Source organism: Methylosinus sp. DMC45, assembly GCF_056313885.1.
In genome coordinates this window covers 56,259-75,714 of the sequence record NZ_JBQUZK010000053.1, presented here as the reverse complement: position 1 = coordinate 75,714, position 19,456 = coordinate 56,259, and the positions used below count along the sequence as shown (strand labels likewise).

14 protein-coding genes are annotated in these 19,456 nt (G+C 64.7%); 9 read left to right on the top strand and 5 right to left on the bottom strand.

Annotation, left to right across the window (positions count from 1 at the left end; genetic code table 11):
- Window positions 1-86: 86 nt before the first annotated feature.
- The gene (locus tag ACT53T_RS18030) at window positions 87-1,037 is read right to left on the bottom strand and encodes a patatin-like phospholipase family protein (protein ID WP_476162271.1); all 951 of its coding nucleotides are present in this window, start codon (window positions 1,035-1,037) and stop codon (window positions 87-89) included.
- A gap of 116 nt (window positions 1,038-1,153) precedes the next feature.
- On the opposite strand from ACT53T_RS18030, the gene ACT53T_RS18025 reads away from it, so the two are divergent.
- The gene (locus tag ACT53T_RS18025; RefSeq protein WP_476162270.1) at window positions 1,154-2,269 is read left to right on the top strand and encodes a sensor histidine kinase; all 1,116 of its coding nucleotides are present in this window, start codon (window positions 1,154-1,156) and stop codon (window positions 2,267-2,269) included.
- A gap of 39 nt (window positions 2,270-2,308) precedes the next feature.
- Here the strand turns inward: ACT53T_RS18025 and ACT53T_RS18020 are convergent, their stop codons facing one another.
- Entirely contained in the window at window positions 2,309-3,652 is a 1,344-nt protein-coding gene (locus ACT53T_RS18020) for an FAD-dependent monooxygenase (protein ID WP_476162269.1), read from the bottom strand.
- Window positions 3,653-3,954: 302 nt separating this feature from the next.
- Between ACT53T_RS18020 and ACT53T_RS18015 the strand changes: the two genes are divergently transcribed.
- The 5 genes from ACT53T_RS18015 to ACT53T_RS17995 all read left to right on the top strand — a co-directional run bounded on the left by ACT53T_RS18015 (window position 3,955) and on the right by ACT53T_RS17995 (window position 9,395).
- Window positions 3,955-6,435: a TonB-dependent receptor gene (locus tag ACT53T_RS18015; protein ID WP_476162268.1), complete on the top strand. Its 2,481-nt coding sequence runs from the start codon at window positions 3,955-3,957 to the stop codon at window positions 6,433-6,435.
- A gap of 157 nt (window positions 6,436-6,592) precedes the next feature.
- Complete coding sequence (locus ACT53T_RS18010; protein WP_476162267.1) at window positions 6,593-7,564, top strand: quinone oxidoreductase family protein; 972 nt, start codon at window positions 6,593-6,595, stop codon at window positions 7,562-7,564.
- Between the two features lie 430 nt (window positions 7,565-7,994).
- The gene (rsfS, locus tag ACT53T_RS18005; RefSeq protein WP_400768100.1) at window positions 7,995-8,504 is read left to right on the top strand and encodes a ribosome silencing factor; all 510 of its coding nucleotides are present in this window, start codon (window positions 7,995-7,997) and stop codon (window positions 8,502-8,504) included.
- Between the two features lie 62 nt (window positions 8,505-8,566).
- Entirely contained in the window at window positions 8,567-9,046 is a 480-nt protein-coding gene (gene rlmH, locus ACT53T_RS18000) for a 23S rRNA (pseudouridine(1915)-N(3))-methyltransferase RlmH (protein ID WP_400768097.1), read from the top strand.
- 70 nt (window positions 9,047-9,116) lie between these two features.
- Window positions 9,117-9,395 carry a (2Fe-2S) ferredoxin domain-containing protein gene (locus ACT53T_RS17995; protein ID WP_018265666.1) on the top strand — a complete coding sequence of 93 codons (279 nt, stop codon included), beginning with the start codon at window positions 9,117-9,119 and terminating at the stop codon, window positions 9,393-9,395.
- Between the two features lie 27 nt (window positions 9,396-9,422).
- Here ACT53T_RS17995 and ACT53T_RS17990 read toward each other — a convergent pair whose 3' ends face one another.
- Window positions 9,423-10,970 carry a DEAD/DEAH box helicase gene (locus ACT53T_RS17990; protein ID WP_400768096.1) on the bottom strand — a complete coding sequence of 516 codons (1,548 nt, stop codon included), beginning with the start codon at window positions 10,968-10,970 and terminating at the stop codon, window positions 9,423-9,425.
- Between the two features lie 252 nt (window positions 10,971-11,222).
- A complete protein-coding gene (locus tag ACT53T_RS17985) occupies window positions 11,223-11,549 on the bottom strand; it encodes a hypothetical protein (RefSeq protein WP_476162266.1) in 327 nt (108 codons plus the stop codon).
- A gap of 517 nt (window positions 11,550-12,066) precedes the next feature.
- On the opposite strand from ACT53T_RS17985, the gene clpS reads away from it, so the two are divergent.
- From clpS to ACT53T_RS17970, 3 genes are all read left to right on the top strand, one after another.
- Window positions 12,067-12,435, top strand: coding sequence for an ATP-dependent Clp protease adapter ClpS (gene clpS, locus ACT53T_RS17980; protein WP_043332417.1), 369 nt, complete (start codon window positions 12,067-12,069; stop codon window positions 12,433-12,435).
- Window positions 12,436-12,448: 13 nt separating this feature from the next.
- Window positions 12,449-14,950 (top strand): ATP-dependent Clp protease ATP-binding subunit ClpA, encoded by a 2,502-nt coding sequence (gene clpA / locus ACT53T_RS17975; RefSeq protein WP_476162265.1) that lies wholly within the window; start codon window positions 12,449-12,451, stop codon window positions 14,948-14,950.
- Window positions 14,951-15,070: 120 nt separating this feature from the next.
- Window positions 15,071-16,174 (top strand): glycosyltransferase, encoded by a 1,104-nt coding sequence (locus ACT53T_RS17970; RefSeq protein ID WP_476162264.1) that lies wholly within the window; start codon window positions 15,071-15,073, stop codon window positions 16,172-16,174.
- An 82-nt stretch (window positions 16,175-16,256) separates the two neighbouring features.
- Here ACT53T_RS17970 and uvrA read toward each other — a convergent pair whose 3' ends face one another.
- On the bottom strand, window positions 16,257-19,289 hold the full coding sequence (uvrA, locus tag ACT53T_RS17965; protein ID WP_476162263.1) for an excinuclease ABC subunit UvrA: 3,033 nt from the start codon (window positions 19,287-19,289) through the stop codon (window positions 16,257-16,259).
- Between the last annotated feature and the right edge of the window lie 167 nt (window positions 19,290-19,456).

The following is a 19,456-nucleotide window of genomic DNA, read 5'->3' as shown; positions in this document are numbered from 1 at the left end:
CCGCACCGATCTCTCCTTTTCTGACGCGTGATTTTTAATCCGCGGCGCGCGTCGGAACAAGACGGGACGACATCGGATCGGCCCGCTCAGATCAAACCCATCACCTGCAGCGCGTCGGAAATCTCCTCGCGTCGTTTCTCCACCGCGGCCTCGCCTTCGCGCACGGCTTCCTCGGTGCGATCGAATTCGAGCAGACCGATATGGCCGACGCGCGGCGTGATGTGAACGTCGGGCGGGTCGCCGGCGAGGCGCGAGCGCGTCAGCCGGTCCTGCATGATGCTGAGCGATGTCGTCATCACGCCGAAAATGCTGGGCCGGTCGGGGTCTCGGCGGAACACGCCGCGCGTCAGCGACTCGGTGAGCGAGGCGACGAATGGCTTCTGCTTTTGCTCGAGCAGCGTGATCGGATCGAAGCCCATGGTCGAAGGAATGCGCGCGGCGTCGCGCGATTTGCCGATGATGTCCGTGTTGAGATTGACCGCGATCACCAGCTCCGCGCCGAGCGCGCGGCAGGCTGCGACCGGCAGAGGATCGACCAGCGCGCCATCGGCGAGCCAGCGCCCGTCCACCTCCATGGGCGGAAACAGGCCCGGCAGCGAGAAGGAGGCGCGCAGCGTCTCGGCGAGATCGCCCTTTTGCAGCCAGATCTCATGGCCGGTGATGAGATCGGTGGCGACGGCGACGAAAGGCGTCGGCAGCGTCTCGACGCGCAGCGGCCCGAGCGCGCGGCGCAGCTCCATCAGCAGGCGGTCGCCCTTGATGAGGCCGCCATAGCCGAGCTGGAGATCGAGATAGGAAACGATCTTGCGCTTGTCGAGCGAGGTCGCCCAAGCCTCCAGCTCGTCGAGCTTGCCGGCGATGAAGCAGCCGCCGACGAGCGCGCCTGCGGAGGTTCCGGCGACGACATCGAAGACGACGCCCATGCGCGTCAGCGCGCGCAAGGCGCCGATATGCGCCCAGCCGCGCGCCATGCCGGAGCTGAGCGCGAGGCCGATCTTGCGCCTGCCGAGCGGATGCTCCTCTTTGTCGAGCGTCACCGTCGCTTCCCTCTTCGTCGCCGCTTCAGGCTCTTTTTTTCGCTCCCCGTCGTTCACATATCACATCCGCCGCCTTCGGGGGCGAGGGCGAAGATCACGCCGCGGAGGGAGCGCGGATGAGCGCCGAGACGGTCGAATATGATCGCTATCGCGTGATGGTCGAGGCCTCGCCGGCGGCGATTCTCATCGTCGGCTCAGATGGGCTGGTGCGCTACGCCAATCGTGAGACGGAGCTTTTGTTCGGCTACGCGCGCGATGAGCTGATCGGCCGCTCGGTCGATCTTTTGACCCCGGCGGTCGTCCAACGCCGCCACGCCGCCTACCGCCGGCTCTTTCACGCCGATCCGAGCCGCCGTCTGATGGGCGTCGGCCGAGAGATCAAGGCGCGGCGTCGCGACGGCGGCGAGTTTCCGGTCGAGATCGGGCTCGCGCCGCTGGCGACCGCGCATGAGCTGCTGGTGACGGCCACGATCCTCGACATGAGTCGGCGGCGAGAGGTCGAGCGCGCGCTGGCCGCCAGCGTGGCGGAGCTAGAGAGCGCCAATGAGCGGCTCGGCCAATTCGCCTATGTGGCCTCGCTCGATCTGCAGCAGCCCTTGACCGAGATCGCCGCGCAATCGGCGCGGCTCGATACGGCAATGGCGGCGGGATGCTGCGCGGAGATCGCGCAGGCCAGCGCGCATATGCGCTGCGCGGCCGTGCGCGGGCGCAAGCTCGTCGGCGATCTGCTCATTTATGCGCGCACCATTTATGGCGATCAGCAATTGGAGGCGCTGGATCTGCGCGAGGAGGTGCAGTTCTCCCTCGCCGCGCTGGCGCAGTCGATCGAAGCCGGCGCGACGCGGCTCGAGGTCGATATTCCCGCCGCCGCTTTCGTCGGCGACCGCGCGCAATTCGCCTGCCTGATGCAGAATATCGTCACGAATGCGGTCAAATATCGCAAGCCCGGCCGGCCGGCCGAGGTGACGATCGCGGCGACGCTGGAGCAGGGCGCCATTCGCCTCTCCATCGTCGATAAGGGCGTCGGCTTCGATCAGGATTTCGCGCAGCGAATTTTCGAGCCCTTCAGCCGGCCGGAGAGCGATGTGGAATATGCCGGCACGGGCATAGAGCTGGCGATCTGCAAATCCATCGCGGATCGCCACGGCTGGGAGATAGAGGTGGAGTCGCAGCCGGGCGACGGGACGGCGTTCCGCCTCGCGATACCGGCGCTGTTCGCGCCGTCCATGTGAGTCCTTCTCCCGCGCGCGGGAGAAGGACAGGCGCGCGCGTCAGCCCAGGCGCGAAGCCGTCTCGCGCAAATGGGCGAAGGCGCCTTTGGCGGCGTCGACCAGCGCCTCGGGGCCGCGCGGGCGCTTGCTGCGCATGCGAGGCTCCTTGGGCGCCTCCTCGCGCATCAGCCGCGGCTGCGCGAGATGCGGCGCCACGCCCTCGCGCATCACGGCGCGGCGCAGCGGGCCGAGCGCCGTCATGGCGATGAAGCCGGCGCCGCGAATGAGGTCGATCGGCAGATAGGGGACGATCAGCGAGCGATTGAGCAGATCGACGCCATGGGTTCGGAAGCCGATGTCGGCGCGGCGGTGCGCCTCATAGCGCAATAGCGCGCGCGAAAGCTCCTTGGGATTGCGCAGATCGACGCTGGCGAGGCAATCCTCGAGATCGGCGACGTCGCGCAGGCTGAGATTGAGGCCCTGCGCGCCGATCGGCGGAAACACATGGCAGGTTTCGCCGACCAGCGCGAGACGCGGCGCCGTCAGCCGCGACACTTGCAGCCCGCCCATGCGGAACTCGCCTATGCCGCTCTCGATCGTGATGGAGCCGAGCTTCTCGCGCGAATAATCCTCCATCTCGTATTGCAGCTCGTCGCGCGGCTTGGCGAGGCGGCGCTTGGCGTCGCGCGGGCTCATCAGCCAGACAAGGCTGGAGCGATGCTCCGCGCCCTCGCGCGGCGGCAGCGGCACCAGAGTGAAGGGCCCGGAGCGCGTGTGAAACTCGGTCGAGACATTGTCGTGCGGCAGCTCGTGGCGCAGCAGAGCGGTGAGCGCCACTTGCGGATAGGTCCATTCCTTCGTGTCTATGCCGGCGGCGGCGCGCGCCTTGCTGCCGCGCCCATCGGCGGCCACGATGAAATCGGCGGCGATGCGGCGTCCATCGGCGAGGATCGCCGTCGCGCCATTCTCCTCGAGCTCATAGTCGGCGATGTCGGTCTCGATGATCTCGAAGCTCCCGGCCGCGCGGGCGTGCTCGAGCAGAATGGCGGTCAGCTCGTCATTGGAGACATTGAGCCCGAAGGCCGGAAGATCGATCTCCTCCGAGCGCATCACGAGATCGGGCACGGGGAGAAGCTGGTCCGTGTCGTCGATCATTTGGATCGTCTCGATCGGGCAGGCGGCGGCGCGGACTTTCTCCAGCACGCCGATCGAATCGAGAAAGCGCACCGAGGCCTCGAACAGCGCGATGGTGCGGCCGGGCAGAGGCGGGGGGAAGCGCCCGGCGAGCGTCACGCGCCAGCCGGCGTTGGCGAAGGCGAGGGCGGCGGCTATGCCCGTGGAGCCGGCCCCGGCGACGAGAATTTGCGTGTCGATCGTGGGGCTTCCCGCCAATGTCTCGGCCATGTGTTGCGTCTCCGTTTCCTGCGTCTTGTACACCAAGGGCGGTCGCGGACGAAATCGTCGCTGCGAGCCGCGGCGTCGCAGCCTCGGAGCCTCGGTCGAGGGGGTGAAAACGAGGAGTGGGTTTGAGCAGCAGTCTATAAAAATTATATGCTTATTGGAGACGGAGGCCGGTGAGCTAGAGCGCTCGCTTATGGGTTCGTCATTATTTAAAAGGTATATTGTCGACGCGCGGCGGCGGAGATTGCGTCTCTAAAAATTTAATCATATTAATCTAGTATGTTAGTGTTATTGTGGAGGGGGCTGTGGCTGGGTTCGTTCGGTTCACGCATGCTTTATTGTCGGGCGCCTCGTTAGCGGCGACCGTCGCGGCCGGGGCGATTCTCTGGCCGCACATAGTCGCGGACGCTGCCGCGCAGGAGGCCGCCATCGCGGATGTGACCGTCGGAGCGGAAGCCAAGAGCGAGGAGAAGGCTCAGGAGCGGCCGCGTCCGGTCGTCGTGATCCCTTCCCGCGCGGCTGAGACGCAGCGGCTGGAGCAATTGTCGGATTTTGCGAGACGTGTCCCGAATTATCGCGAGAACAGCGGCGGCAGCCCGAATCGTTCGCCGAATTCGGCGATACGCGGAGTCGGTCGTGGAGCGGGCGGTGGCGATGGCTATGAATCGGACACGGGCTTCATCGTCGACGGCGTGTTCTACAAGCACGGCTCATTCCAGGGCGCGGAATATATCGACGTCGAATCCTTCGAACTGGGACTGGGACCGCAGGGAACCGCCTTTGGCAAGAACACCACAGTCGGCAATGTCGTCATCCGAACCAATCTGCCGTCCTTCGCGCGCTCCGCGACCATCGACACGAGCTATGCGAATTACAATCGCGTCATCGAGAAGGTGACGACGACCGGGCCGATCGTCGACGACCGGCTCGCTTATCGCGTGTCCTTCTATTTCGATCAGGGCGACGGCTGGATAAGAGACGCTGTCTCGGGAGCGAAATATTACGACAATGATCGCTGGGGCGTGCGCGGACAATTACTCTTCGTCGGGGACGCCTTCACCGACCGCCTGATCTTCAACCGATCCAGCTACAATGAATATCAGTTCGCCAATCCGAACACGGTGAGCGTCATCGGCGATTCCGCGCCGCTCTTCGCCAATGGGACGCTTGGCCGCACCTATGCGCAAACGCTGTTCTCAAGGCTCGGGCGCGTCATGCTCACGGCCGATCCTTATACATTCTATCAGACGCGGCAGGGTAAGACGTCTCTGCGCATAATGAATGTGTCGAACGAATTGAATTGGCAGCTCGGCGAGCACACGCTGACGTCGATCACCGCATGGGGCGAGAATGTCGTGCATACGCACAATCCGCTCGGCAATCAGCTGATCGAGATCGACGGCAACGCCTTTGACACGTATGTCGATCAATATTCGCAGGAGCTGCGCTTCGCCTCGGCCAAGGACAAGCCGCTCGAATGGACTTTCGGCCTCTTCGGCTTCCACGAGAAGATCTGGTCCGGGCCGCATACGGAATATGGAAGCCAAGCGGCGCAATGGTTCGGCGCCAATATCAATCTCAATCCGGGGCTTATCGCGGGCGCGTCGCAGCAGACCGACGGCAAGTCGATCACATTTCAGGGCGCGGTCTTTGGACAGGCGACCTATCATTTCGACGAGCGTCTCGCTCTGACCTTTGGCCTGCGCGACAGCTATGAGGTGAAGGGCGGCTCGAACTTCGCCTGGATCGCCGGGATGCGCGGCGGCTTCTCCGCCGTTCAGGTCTATAATGCGGTGCGTCAGGCAGGCGGCGCCGGAATATTCGACACGGGCGGAGTCGAGAAGAGCAACAACGCCGTCACCGGCGTGCTCAACCCGCAATATAAGGTGACGGAGAATATTCTCGCCTATGGGCTCGTCGGCCGCGGCGAGAAGGCCGGCGCGGTCAACACGGCGGCGCGGCCGCTGCTTTCCGGCTCGGATTTCAAAGGCTGGCAGCCTATCGTCACGCGCAACGAGGTGTCTTGGGACTATGAGCTCGGCCTCAAGACCAATTGGCTCGACGGCGCCGTCTTCGCCAACGTCAATTTCTATTGGACCGATATTTTCGACTTTCAGGCCAATTTCACCGACACGAGCCTGACCGACGCGGCCGGCCAGCCGATCCGCTTCACCTATCTCGGCAATGTGCCGCACGTTCGACTGCGCGGCGTCGAGTTCAGCGGCCGCTGGAACGCGCTCGAGGGATTGTGGCTCAACGCCAGCGGCGCCTATACGGAGGCGCGTTATCTCGACTACGATCAGGCCGCGCCGCCGGCGGACTGGACCTGGTCGACGCCCGCCAATGCGCCGGCGGGGTTCTTGTCCGCGCCTTTGACATTGTCATTGTCGAACACGCGCTGGACAGGGCTTCCGAAATGGGCGTTCAACATCGGCGCCGATTATCGGCATCCGCTCGGCTCGGTGTTTCAGGGCGTGGACGCGGAATGGGCCCGGCAGCCGGTCTCCGCTTTCGGCTATGTCAATGTCTCCTGGCAGGACAAAACCCAGCTGACCGATCCGCACTCCGTGCTGCAATATTGGCAGGCGGCCTATTCGCTGGTGGACGCGGGCGTCGGCTTGCGCGCCGACGACGAGAGCTACAGCCTCTCGCTCTGGGCCAAGAATGTCTTCGACACGCGTTATGTGACTGCATGGTCGCCGGGCAGCTCGACCACGCCGGCGAGCGTCAATCTTCAGGATCGCCCGCGTACTTTCGGCGCGAGCTTACGCGTGAAGCTCTATTGAGGGCGAAGGGCGCAAGCCGAGATCGTCGAAGCGCGCTCGTTCCTCCCGGATTGCGATATGTCGTCGGGAGCGCGCAAATCGTCCCGAGCGTCAATCCCCGGTCGCAATCGGCGTGGATTTTTGCGAAGAGGCGGGCGGGATTATTTTGGAGACGATCATGGTGAAGGCCATTCGCATTTATGAGACGGGCGGGCCGCAGGTTCTGCGCTATGAGGATGTCGAGCTGCCGCCGCCGGGTCCGGGCGAGGCGCAGATCGTCCAGCGGGCGATCGGCGTCAATTTCATCGATATTTATTTGCGCACAGGCGCCTATCCTTCGACGCTTCCCTTCACCCCCGGCTTCGAGGGCGCGGGCGAGGTGGTCGCGCTCGGCGAGGGCGTCGATGAATTCGAGATCGGCGATCGCGTCGCCTATGTCGGACCGCTCGGCGGCTATGCGGAGGCGCGCAATATTCCCGCCGCCTCATTGGCGAGGCTGCCGAAATCCTTCTCCTTCGAGACCGGCGCCTCGATGATGCTCAAAGGGCTCACGGCGCAATATCTGCTGCGGCGAACCTACAAGGTGAAAGAGGGGGACCGGATTCTCGTGCATGCGGGCGCCGGCGGCGTCGGCCAATTGCTCTGCCAATGGGGAAGCGCGCTGGGCGCGCATGTGATCGCCACCGTCGGCGACGAGGAGAAGGCGAAGATCGCCAAGGAGGCCGGGGCGGTGCATACGATTCTCTATCGCAGCGAGGATTTCGCCGCCGCGGTGCGCGAGATCACCGACGGCAAGCTCTGCGATGTCGTCTATGACGGCGTCGGCCGCGACACTTTTCCCGCCTCGCTCGATTGCCTGAAGCCTTTCGGACTTTTCGTCAGCTATGGCTCCGCCTCCGGCAAGATCGAGGCTTTCGACATCAATCTCCTGTCGCAGAAGGGCTCGCTCTTCGCGACGCGGCCCTCGCTCTTCGCCCATATCGCGCGGCGCAAAGACTATGACAAAATGACCAAGGATGTGGTGCGCGCGATCAAGAAGGGCGTGCTGCGGCTCGAGCGGCCGGCGCTTTTTCGGCTCGAGGACGCCGCTCTCGTCCATGCCGACCTCGAGGCGCGGCGCACGACAGGGGCGCTCGTGCTCGTCCCCTGAGCCTTCCGTCGGGCGCTGCTGCAAAATCTTCGCCTATGTGACATTTTTAGCACAGGCGCGCCGGTCGGCCCTGGTCGCAGAATTTAGCGGATTGAATTTGTGGGCGCTGGCGAATCGCGCTCGTCGGCCCCGCCCGCTCGGGCGGCGCTGAACCGGGGCCGTGCCGGCGCTTTTCCCGGCCAGGCCTGGACAAATGCGACCTTTTATGCCGGGCGCAGCGACGAGGAATCGGGTAGGCTCCAAATCGTTCCGGCTTTGAGGTTCCTCCCACCTCCCGATGGGCCGGGGCCCACTCTCAAAACCCGGCGTTCTCGCCGGGTTTTTTTCTGCCTGCGGCGGAGGCGCGGGCCGCGCGTCTTTCCGCCTTTTTCGATGATTAATAAAAGCTTACGTCGATGTCTCGGGGCGAAGGCCGCGGGCGGGCGCAGCCTTGGCCGCGCGCTTTCGTTTTTGCGCGGTTGCATTCGGGCTCAAAACGGCACATCTTGAAAGGCGCGGCGCCAGCGCCGCGAAGCATGAGGGTCACAAGCTGACGACAAGTCTTCCCGGGGCGGCGCGCGCGCCGTCTCAGCCGGCTTCCGGGCCGATCGGCCAGATCGCCGGCTCCATCGCCGAAAAAGTCCTCACGAGCCTCGACGACTCCAAGGCCGAGGACGTCATCTCCATCGATCTGCGCGGCAAGACGACGATCGCCGATGACATGGTCATCGCGACCGGCCGTTCCACCACGCATGTCGGCGCCATCGCCGACAGAGTGCTCAAAGCCTGCAAGGAGGCTGGTCTCGTCGCGCCGCGCGTCGAGGGTCTGCCGCAGTGCGACTGGGTGCTGATCGACGCGGGCGACGTCATTGTCCACATTTTCCGGCCCGAGGTGCGCCAGTTCTACAACCTCGAGAAAATGTGGGGCGGCGCGCGGCCGAGCGAGCTGCGCGCGGTCTGAACGCCCGAGGGCGAAACGGGACAGGACGGCATTCGCCGGAGCGCGAATGTCCGTAAGAGGACATGCGTCTCGGAATTCTCTGTGTCGGGCGGCTCAAGGCCGGCCCGGAGCGCGAGCTCTACGCACGTTACGCCGCCCGCGTCGCGGCGATGCGAAATATTGGGCTCACGGGCCTCGATCTCCTGGAAATCGACGAGAGCCGGGCGCGCAATCCGGCCGAGCGCATGGCGCAGGAAGGCGATTGCCTGCTCGCCGCTCTGCCGGCGGGGGGAAAGCTCGTCGTCTTCGACGAGCGCGGCAAGCCGGCCAGCAGCGCCGATTTCGCGGCCATGGTCGCGAGCGACAGGGACAATGGCGTAAAATCGCTATGGTTCGCGATCGGCGGCTCCGAGGGGCTGTCGCCCGCCGTGCGGGAGAAGGCCGGCGCGGTCTTTTCCTTCGGGCGCATGACGCTGCCGCATCAGATCGTGCGAATCCTCGTCGCCGAGCAGATCTATCGGGCGACGACAATTCTGTCTGGACACCCGTATCACCGCGCCTGAAATGCGCGCCGCTTATTCACCACGACGACATGAAGATTGCTTCGGCCGGGCTCAGAGCGAGAGGAATGAAATGACCGAGCCGCCGCTGATCCGCTTCGTCGTCTGCGTCGGCGACGTCTGCGACCGCGAGGGACGCGGGAGCGCGCTGCATGAACGCTTGAGCGCGGCGCTCGATATCGATTTCGGCAAAGGGATTTCCGCCGGCGAGATCGCCTGCGTGAGGCGCAGCTGTCTGCGCCATTGCTCGCAGGGAATTCCCATGGTCCGCATTGAGCCGTCCGGCGACGTTCACGCCGATCCAGACATAGAGCATATGCTCGATCTCGTGGAGGAGGCGCTCATCGGCTGAGCGGCGCCTCCACGCTTGCATGCTGGATTATTCGTCGCCGACCTTGGCCGGCTTCAGCACCACGGGGCGAAGCAGGAAGGACGGAATATGGTCGCCGAGGCCGATGACCGGCGGCCCGTCATCCTCATGCTGGCGCGTCGTCGGCCGGCGGTCACGGCGATCGCCATAGGTCGGCGGCCGCTCGGGACGGGGGCGCGCAGGGCGCGCCTCGCGCTCATGTCTCGGCTCCCGCTCTGGCCGGGCCTCGCGTTCTTGCCGCGGCTCCCGCTCGGGCCGCGGCTCCCGCTCGGGCCGGGGCTCACGCTCGCGTCTGGGCTCGCGCTCCGGCCGAGCCTCGCGGCGCGGCTCGCGCTCCGCCGATGAACGGCGGCCGCCACGCTCGCCGCCGCGCGCGCTGCGTCCGCGGCCGCGCGATTCGCGCGCCGGCGCCTCGGACGGTGGCGGCAGCTCGTGGAGGCCGGGGCCTTCCCAATCGATCTTATTGCCGATCAGCGTCTCGATCTGATCGAGATATTTGCGATCGTCGTCGGTGACGAGGGTGAAGGCCGTGCCGGAACGGCCGGCGCGGCCCGTGCGGCCGATGCGATGGACATAGTCCTCGCTATGCGTCGGCACGTCGAAATTGAAGACATGGCTGACGTCGGGAATATCGAGGCCGCGCGCCGCGACGTCCGAGCAGACGAGAAGATTGACGTCGCCATTCTTGAAGGCGTCGAGCGAGGCCATGCGGGCGAGCTGGTCCATGTCGCCATGCAGGGCGCCGGCGGAGAAGCCGTGCTTGTCCAGGGAGCGATGCAGGATCGCGACGTCACGCTTGCGATTGCAGAAGATGATCGCGTTCTTGAAATTATCCGCGCCGCGGATGATCCGTCGCAAGGTCTCGCGCTTCTCGGCGTGGCCATGGGTGGCGACCAGCGCCTGGCGGATCGTCGCCGCCGTCGTCGAGGCGCGCGCGACCTCGACTCGTACGGGATTGTGCAAGAACGCCTCGGTGAGGCGCGTGATCTCCGGCGGCATCGTCGCGGAGAAGAACAAGGTCTGCCGCGTGAAAGGCACCAGCTTGCAGACGCGCTCTATGTCCGGGATGAAGCCCATGTCGAGCATGCGGTCCGCCTCGTCGATGACGAGAATCTCGATGTTCGTCAGCAGCAGCTTGCCGCGGTCGAAGAAGTCGAGCAGGCGGCCGGGCGTCGCGATCAGAACGTCGGCGCCGCGCATGATCTTGGCTTCCTGATCTCCGAAGGAGACGCCGCCGATCAGAAGCGCGACATTGAGCTTATGATTTGCGCCATATTTGGCGAAGCTCGCCTCGACCTGCGCCGCGAGCTCGCGCGTCGGCTCCAGAATCAGCGTGCGCGGCATTCGCGCGCGGGCGCGGCCCTGCTCGAGGCGGCACAGCATGGGAAGCGTGAACGCCGCCGTCTTGCCGGTGCCCGTCTGGGCGATGCCCAGAATATCGCGCCCCTGCAGCGCGGGGGGAATGGCCTGTTCCTGAATGGGCGTGGGCTGGGTGTAGCCGGACGCCTCAACGGCCGCGAGGACCTTTTGGGAAAGGCCGAGTTCGTCGAAGTTCATCAATGGTCCTGGTCGCGGCTTTCATGACATCTGGCAAGGGAAGGGCGCGCGAATGCCGCGGGGGCGCGCGTCGTCCTCGAGAGGCGGGCCGTCGCAAATCGACGGTTATGTCCGCTGGCGTTCTGCTCGACGATCTAGGGAGCAAGACGCGCGCCATGCTTGAAGCCGAATGCGCCGGATGTCAATGAATTTGACTCGGAGCCATCGCGAGCGGCGCCGCGCCGCTGCGGATGTTTTCGTTGAAGCTTCGCCTTATTTGGGCTCCCCGCCGCAGGGGGAGACCGGCGCGACGGCTTTTTGGCCCGGCGCGATCGAGCCGGTGGCGGCGTGATCGACCCCGACGAAGCCGATGCGATGCACGATCTGAGTCGTCATGCTCGGCTGCGCCGCCGCGAGCTGCGCGCGGCCGCGCTCTTCCTTATGGACAAAAGCGAGGAGCGGCAGCTCGCCGTTTTGTAACTTTGCCGACAGCAGATTGGCCCCGAGCACGCAGGCGAGCGCCAGCACGGCCGACCCCAAGGCAACTTTTTCGACGAGCCTACCCGCCGTGTCCCGCCGAAACCGATCGAGCATCGACATTCGCGCCTCTTTTCAATCGCGCGCCTTGCATTTGCGTGAGCGCGACAGTAGGCGCCGTGGGTAAAGGACGCGTTTACGCTCATGGTTTTCAATAAGTAGACGGATGCGACGCGCCGCCGCGGGGCGGAATCGCGACATTGGCGGCGCCTTTTGGAAACCGCGTCGGGAGCCGAATGCGCCGCCGCGGCGCACTCACTTGTTCGCCCGCCGCGGCACATTATGTCCTAGGCGGATTGTCGAAGGACGGGGCGCGACCGAGGCGCCGCCCGGGGCTCGCCTCGGACTTTTTTCAACCGTTTCAGCTTTTCGGGTCTTGCCAATGCTCCCGCGAGAAAGAAAACTCGGCGCTACCCCGCTTCGACGGCGCCGCGAAAGCCGACCAGGGGCACGCGGCACAGAGAATGCTACGCAGATGTCAGCCGGGCCTTTCGCGGGCGAAACATCGGAAAGGGGAATGAGGAAAGCCGAGGTGACCGTGATCGATGATCTTACGCTCGACAGCCGGTTCGCGTCCGCAATGGACGCCGACGGCGGGCCTCCCCACGCGGGCGGGAAAGAGCCTCGCAAAGGCGGCGGCGACGGTGGGCCGGGGTCGGGAACGGCGCTGATCACCCGCACGCGGACGCAGACGCGGCGGCCCAATATGTATCGCGTCTTGTTGCTCAACGACGACTACACGACCCAGGAGTTCGTGGTCATCGTTCTGCGTAAATATTTCAACAAGAGCCTGGAAGAAGCCACTCGGATAATGCTGCACGTGCATAATCACGGCGTCGGCGAATGCGGCGTCTACACCTATGAGGTGGCGGAGACGAAAGTCACGCAAGTGATGGACTATGCGCGCAAGCATCAGCATCCGCTTCAGTGCATCATGGAAAAGAAGTGAGGGCGGACGATCGATGCCGACATTCTCGCGCAACCTGAAGCAGTCACTCGACCGCGCGCTCGCCTCGGCGAGAGAGCGGCACCACGAATATGCGACTTTGGAGCACCTGCTCCTCAGCCTCATTGACGACCAGGACGCCGCAGCCGTGCTGCGCGCCTGCTCGGTCGATCTCGATCTGCTCGCCAAAAATTTGCGCGAATATATCGATCACGAGCTGGACAATCTGGTCAATGAATCGGCAGGCGACTGCAAGCCGACCGCCGGCTTCCAGCGCGTCGTGCAACGCGCCATCATCAGCGTGCAGTCCTCCGGCCGCGAGGATGTGAGCGGCGCCAATGTGCTGGTCGCCTTGTTCGCCGAGCGTGAGAGCCACGCCGTCTATTTCCTGCAGGAGCAGGATATGACGCGCTATGACGCGGTGAACTACATCAGCCACGGCATAGCCAAGCGGCCGGGCCTCTCGGACGGCTCGCGCGCGCCGCGCGGCGTCGAGGACGAGGCGGAGCGGGGCGAGGGCAGGGAAGGCCGCGAGGGCGAGCAGCGCAAGAAGGAAGGCGCGCTCGAGGCCTATTGCGTCAATCTCAACCGCAAGGCGCGCGACGGCCGCATCGATCCGCTGATCGGCCGCGAGCAGGAGGTGCTACGCACCGTGCAGGTGCTCTGCCGCCGCCAGAAGAACAATCCGCTGCTGGTCGGCGATCCGGGCGTCGGCAAGACGGCCATCGCCGAAGGCCTCGCTCGCAAGATCATTCAGAACGAGGTTCCCGAGGTGCTCGCCGGCGCGACAGTGTTCGCGCTCGACATGGGCACGCTGCTCGCCGGCACGCGCTATCGCGGCGACTTCGAGGAGCGGCTGAAGCAGGTTATCAAGGAAATAGAGGCGCATAAGAATGCGATCCTCTTCATCGACGAGATCCATACGGTGATCGGCGCCGGCGCCACTTCCGGCGGCGCGATGGACGCCTCCAATCTGCTGAAGCCCGCGCTGGCCCAAGGCACGCTGCGCTGCATCGGCTCGACCACCTATCGCGAATATCGCCAATATTTCGAGAAGGACCGTGCTCTGGTGCGGCGCTTCCAGAAGATCGACGTCAATGAGCCATCGATCCCGGATGCGGTGGAGATCGTCAAGGGTCTCAAGCCCTATTTCGAGGAGTTCCACAAGATCCGCTACACCACCGAGGCGCTGAAGGCCGCGGTGGAGCTCTCGGCCCGCTACATCCACGACCGCAAGCTGCCGGACAAGGCGCTCGACGTGATCGACGAGACCGGCGCGGCGCAAATGCTGGTGCCGGAGTCCAAGCGCAAAAAGACGATCGGTCTCAAGGAGATCGAGACCACCATCGCGACGATGGCGCGCATCCCCGCCAAGACCGTCTCCAAGGACGACGCCGAGGTGCTCGCCCATCTCGACGAGACCTTGAAGCGCGTCGTCTATGGGCAGGACAAGGCGGTCACGGCGCTCACCTCGGCGATCAAGCTGGCCCGCGCCGGCTTGCGCGATCCCGAGAAGCCGATCGGCTGCTATCTCTTCTCCGGCCCGACCGGCGTCGGCAAGACCGAGGCGGCGCGCCAGCTCGCCACCTCGCTGGGCATAGAGCTGATCCGCTTCGACATGTCGGAGTATATGGAGCGCCATACGGTCAGCCGGCTCATCGGCGCGCCTCCCGGCTATGTCGGCTTCGATCAGGGCGGCCTGCTGACGGATGGCATCGACCAGCATCCGCATTGCGTGCTGCTGCTGGACGAGATCGAGAAGGCGCATTCCGATCTCTTCAACATCCTTCTGCAGGTGATGGACCACGGCAAGCTGACGGATCACAATGGCAAGCAGATCGACTTCCGCAATGTGATCCTCATCATGACGACCAACGCCGGCGCCGCCGATCTCGCCAAGAAGCCCATCGGCTTCACCCGCGGCAAGACGCATAGCGCGGAGGATAATGACGCGATCAATCACCTCTTCGCGCCGGAGTTCCGCAATCGTCTCGACTCGATCGTCCATTTCGGCCATCTGCCGGAGGAGGTGATCGCCCGCGTCGTCGACAAGTTCATCCTGCAGCTCGAGGCGCAGCTCGCCGACCGCAATGTCACGATCGAGCTCTCCGACGAGGCGCGGTCCTGGCTCGTCGAGCATGGCTATGACCAGGCCATGGGCGCGCGTCCCATGGGACGCGTCATCCATACGCATATCAAGACGCCGCTCGCTGACGAGGTTCTCTTCGGCCGGCTGAAGAATGGCGGCGCGGTGCGCGTGGTGGTGGTGACGGATGACAGCGGCGCCAAGACGCTGAGCTTCGTCTTCCCCGAGGGGCCGGTGCTTCCGCGTCCCGAGCGCGACATTGTCGAGGCCGGCAAGAAGCGCGCGTCGGCGGCGGAGAGCAGCGCCGAGCCGCGCAAGAGCCGCAAGGCGAAGGACGGCGACGGCGGCAAGGATGCAGGCAAGGCCGAGCCGGCGCCGCGCAGCGCCAGCGCGCGTCCGCGCAGCGTCCCGGAGACGCCACTCAAGAGCTGAGCGCGCGATCCCTCACGGGATGTTAATGACTTCGACTGTATTCTCGAAGCCGGGCTCATGCCCGGCTTCGTCATTTGCGCGCTCCCGCGCTTCTGTCCGAGGGTCGAGGTGGGAAAATAAATGCGCGTGGCGATCGTTCACTATTGGTTCGTCGGCATGCGCGGCGGTGAGAAGGTCGTCGAAGCACTGATACGGCTCTATCCGCAGGCCGATCTCTTCACCCATGTGATCGATCCGGCCGCCGTCTCGCAGACGATCCTTTCGCGCCCGATCAAGACCAGCTTCATCCAATCTCTGCCGCGTGCGACAAAATATTATCGGCAATATCTGTCCTTCATGCCGCTCGCCTGCGAGCAGCTCGATCTGCGCGGCTATGATCTCGTCATCTCGAGCGAGTCCGGGCCGGCCAAGGGGATCATCCCGCCGCCGGAGGCGCTGCATGTCTGCTATTGCCATTCGCCCATGCGCTATTTGTGGAACATGTACCACGAATATCGCGAGGAATCGGGCCGTCTAACGCGCCTGCTGATGCCGCTTTTGGCGCATTATCTGCGCAATTGGGATGCTTTGTCGGCGACGCGCGTCGATCATTTCATCGCCAATTCCGCGACAGTCGCGCAACGCGTCGAGCGCTATTATCGCCGCTCCGCCGATGTCGTGCATCCGCCGGTCTCCTCCGACGCCTTCTCGATCGCGCCTGCGGATGAAGTCGGCGATTATTATCTGATGGTCGGCGAGCTCGTCGGCTATAAGCGGCCCGATCTCGCCATAGACGCCTTCAACGCCATGGGCAAAAAGCTCGTCGTCATCGGCGGCGGCTCCAATCTGGACGCGATCCGGCGCCGCGCCGGCCCGACGGTGTCGGTGCTCGGCCCGCAGCCCTTCGACGTTCTGGCGCGGCATTATTCAAGCTGCCGCGCGCTGATCTTTCCGGGTGAGGAAGATTTCGGCATCGTGCCGCTCGAGGCGATGGCGAGCGGCCGACCGGTGGTCGCCTTCCGCCGCGGCGGCGCGACGGAGACCGTTGTCGAGAATGAGACAGGCGTCTTCTTCGATACGCAGACGGTCGAAGCGCTGAGCGAGGCGGTGACGCGCTGCGAGCGCATGGAATTCTCGCCCGAGCGCATTCGCGCCCATGCGCTCGGCTTCGGCGAGGAGCGCTTTTTGCGCGAGATGCGCGAGAAGATCGACTCCTATTTCGCGGCCCGCGAAGCGAAGCGCTGAGGGCATGCGAGCCAGAAGGCTCGCGGTCCAGAGCGCGGCTCGGACCGCGAGGCTTCAGCCGCGCAACGGCGCGCGCCGGCGCTCACTGCTCCTGCGCGGCGCGCTTGCGCTTGGGCGCGGGCGCCTCTTTCTCCGCTTTCGCCGCCTTGGTTTTCTCCGCGCGCGGCGGGCGGCGTTTCAGCACTTCGGCGAGATAGCGTCCCGTATGGCTGCGCTTCGCCGCGACGATCTCGGCGGGCGGTCCGGCGGCCACGATCTCGCCGCCGCCGTCGCCGCCCTCGGGTCCGAGATCGATGATCCAATCGGCCGTCTTGATGACCTCGAGATTATGCTCGATGACGACGACGCTATTGCCCTGATCGACGAGCTCGTGCAGCACCTCGAGCAGTTTCGCGACATCGTGGAAATGCAGGCCGGTCGTCGGCTCGTCGAGAATGTACAGCGTGCGGCCGGTGGAGCGGCGCGCCAGCTCTTTGGCCAGCTTCACGCGCTGCGCCTCGCCGCCGGAGAGAGTCGTCGCCTGCTGCCCGACGCGAATATAATCGAGGCCGACGCGCTTTAGCGTCTCCATCTTGTCGCGGATCGCCGGCACGGCTTTGAACAAGATCGCCGCTTCCTCCACCGTCATGTCGAGCACATCGGCGATGGACTTCTCGCGATATTTCACCTCCAGCGTCTCGCGATCGTAACGCTTGCCCTTGCAGACGTCGCAAGTGACATAGACGTCGGGGAGGAAGTGCATCTCGATCTTGATGACGCCGTCGCCCTGGCAGGCTTCGCAGCGTCCGCCCTTCACATTGAAGGAGAAGCGCCCCGGCGCATAGCCGCGCGCCTTCGCCTCCGGCAGGCCGGCGAACCATTCGCGGATCGGCGTGAAGGCGCCCGTGTAGGTCGCAGGATTGGAGCGCGGCGTGCGGCCGATCGGCGATTGGTCGATATCGATGATCTTGTCGATATGCTCGAGCCCGTCGATCTTGTCGAAAGGCGCCGGATGCTCATGCGCATTGTTGAGGCGCCGCGCCACCGCTTTGTACAGTGTCTCGATCACCAGCGTGGATTTGCCGCCGCCGGAGACGCCGGTGACGGCGGTGAAGAGGCCCAAGGGAATCTTCGCCTCGACATTTTTCAGATTGTTTCCGCGCGCGCCGGAAATCTTCAGCCAGCGGCCGGGGTCGGGCTTGCGCAGCGCATGGCGCAGGGTCACTTGGCGAGCGCCGGTCAAATATTGGCCGGTGAGCGAATTCGCATCGTCCATTATCTCCTGCGGCGCGCCTTTGGAGACGATATGGCCGCCATGCACGCCGGCGCCGGGGCCGACGTCGACGACATAATCGGCGGAGAGAATGGCGTCCTCGTCATGCTCGACGACAATGACGCTATTGCCGAGATCGCGCAGCCGCCGCAGCGTGTCGAGCAGCCGATCATTGTCGCGCTGATGCAGACCGATCGACGGCTCGTCCAGCACATAGAGCACGCCGGTGAGGCCGGAGCCGATCTGCGACGCCAAGCGAATGCGCTGGCTCTCGCCGCCGGACAAAGTGCCGGAGGCGCGCGAGAGCGTCAGATAATCGAGGCCGACATCGACGAGGAAGGTGAGGCGATCGCGTATCTCTTTTAGTATGCGATGCGCGATCTCATTGCGCTTGGCGTCGAGCTTCTCCGGCAGAGCGCGAAACCAATCGAGCGCCGCGCGCACGGAGAGGTCCGACACTTCGCCGATATGGCGCATGTCGATCTTCACGGCGAGCGCTTCCGGCTTCAGGCGATAGCCCAGGCACGCCTTGCAAGGCTCGGCCGACATATAGCGGCCGATCTCCTCGCGCGCCCATTCGCTGTCCGTCTCCAGGAAGCGGCGCTGCAGATTGGCGACGACGCCTTCGAAAGGCTTCTTCACATCATAGGCGCGTGCCCCATCGTCATAGGAGAAGCGGATCTCCTCCTTGCCGGAGCCATGCAGCAGCACGTCGCGCACGGATTGGTCGAGCTTCTCGAACGGCGTGTCCATGCGGAATTTATAGTGACGGCCGAGCGACTCCAACGCTTGCCCATAATAGGGCGAGGAGGATTTCGCCCAAGGCGCGATGGCGCCTTTGCGCAGCGAGAGCTTGGGATCGGGAACCACGAGATCGGGATCGATCACCTGCTCCTGGCCGAGGCCGCTGCAGACGGGGCAGGCGCCGAAGGGATTGTTGAAGGAGAAGAGCCGCGGCTCGATCTCGGAAATGGTGAAGCCGGAGACAGGGCAGGCGAATTTCGACGAGAAGACGATGTGATCCGCCGCATAATGGGTGGAGGCGTAGGCGGCCGGCGTCGCAGCGGCGGGCGCATCGGCGCTCGCAGGCTTGCTGTCCGCGAATTCCACCACCGCGAGGCCATTGGCGAGTTCCAGCGCCGTCTCGAAACTATCGGCGAGGCGCGCCGCAATGTCGGAGCGCACGACGATGCGATCGACGACAATGTCGATATCGTGCTTCAGTTTTTTGTCGAGCGGCGGCGTGTCGGCGATTTCGTAATAGACGCCGTCGATCTTCAAGCGCTGAAAGCCGCGCTTGGTATAATCGGCGATCTCTTTTTTATATTCGCCCTTACGGCCGCGCACGACTGGAGCCAGCAGATAGAGGCGCGTTCCCTGCGGCAGCGCCAGCACGCGATCGACCATTTGCGAGACGGTCTGGCTCTCGATCGGCAGGCCCGTCGCCGGCGAATAGGGAATGCCCGCGCGCGCCCAAAGCAGGCGCATGTAATCGTGAATCTCCGTTACCGTGCCGACGGTGGAGCGCGGGTTTTTCGACGTCGTCTTCTGCTCGATGGAGATGGCGGGCGAGAGGCCGTCGATCTGATCGACGTCCGGCTTCTGCATCATCTCGAGGAATTGCCGCGCATAGGCGGAGAGCGACTCGACATAGCGGCGCTGGCCCTCCGCATAAATCGTGTCGAAGGCGAGCGAGGATTTGCCCGAGCCCGAGAGGCCGGTGAAGACGACGAACTTGTCGCGCGGAATGACGAGATCGACATTCTTGAGATTATGCTCGCGCGCGCCGCGAATGGAGATCACCTTGCCGTCGAACAGCTCGTCGAGAGAGGCTTGGACGGCGGATTTTTTCGAGCTTCGCATGGGCACGACCAGAACTGGAGCGGCGGGTTGGCCCCCTCCCCAACCCTCGCCCGCTGCGCGGGAGAGGGGGCAGATTCGGCGCTTCGTCGAGGTTTCGCGTAGCGTTTGCCGCCTCCCTCTCCCGCAGAGCGGGGGAGGGTGAGGGAGGGGGCAGACGGGCGCGCGAT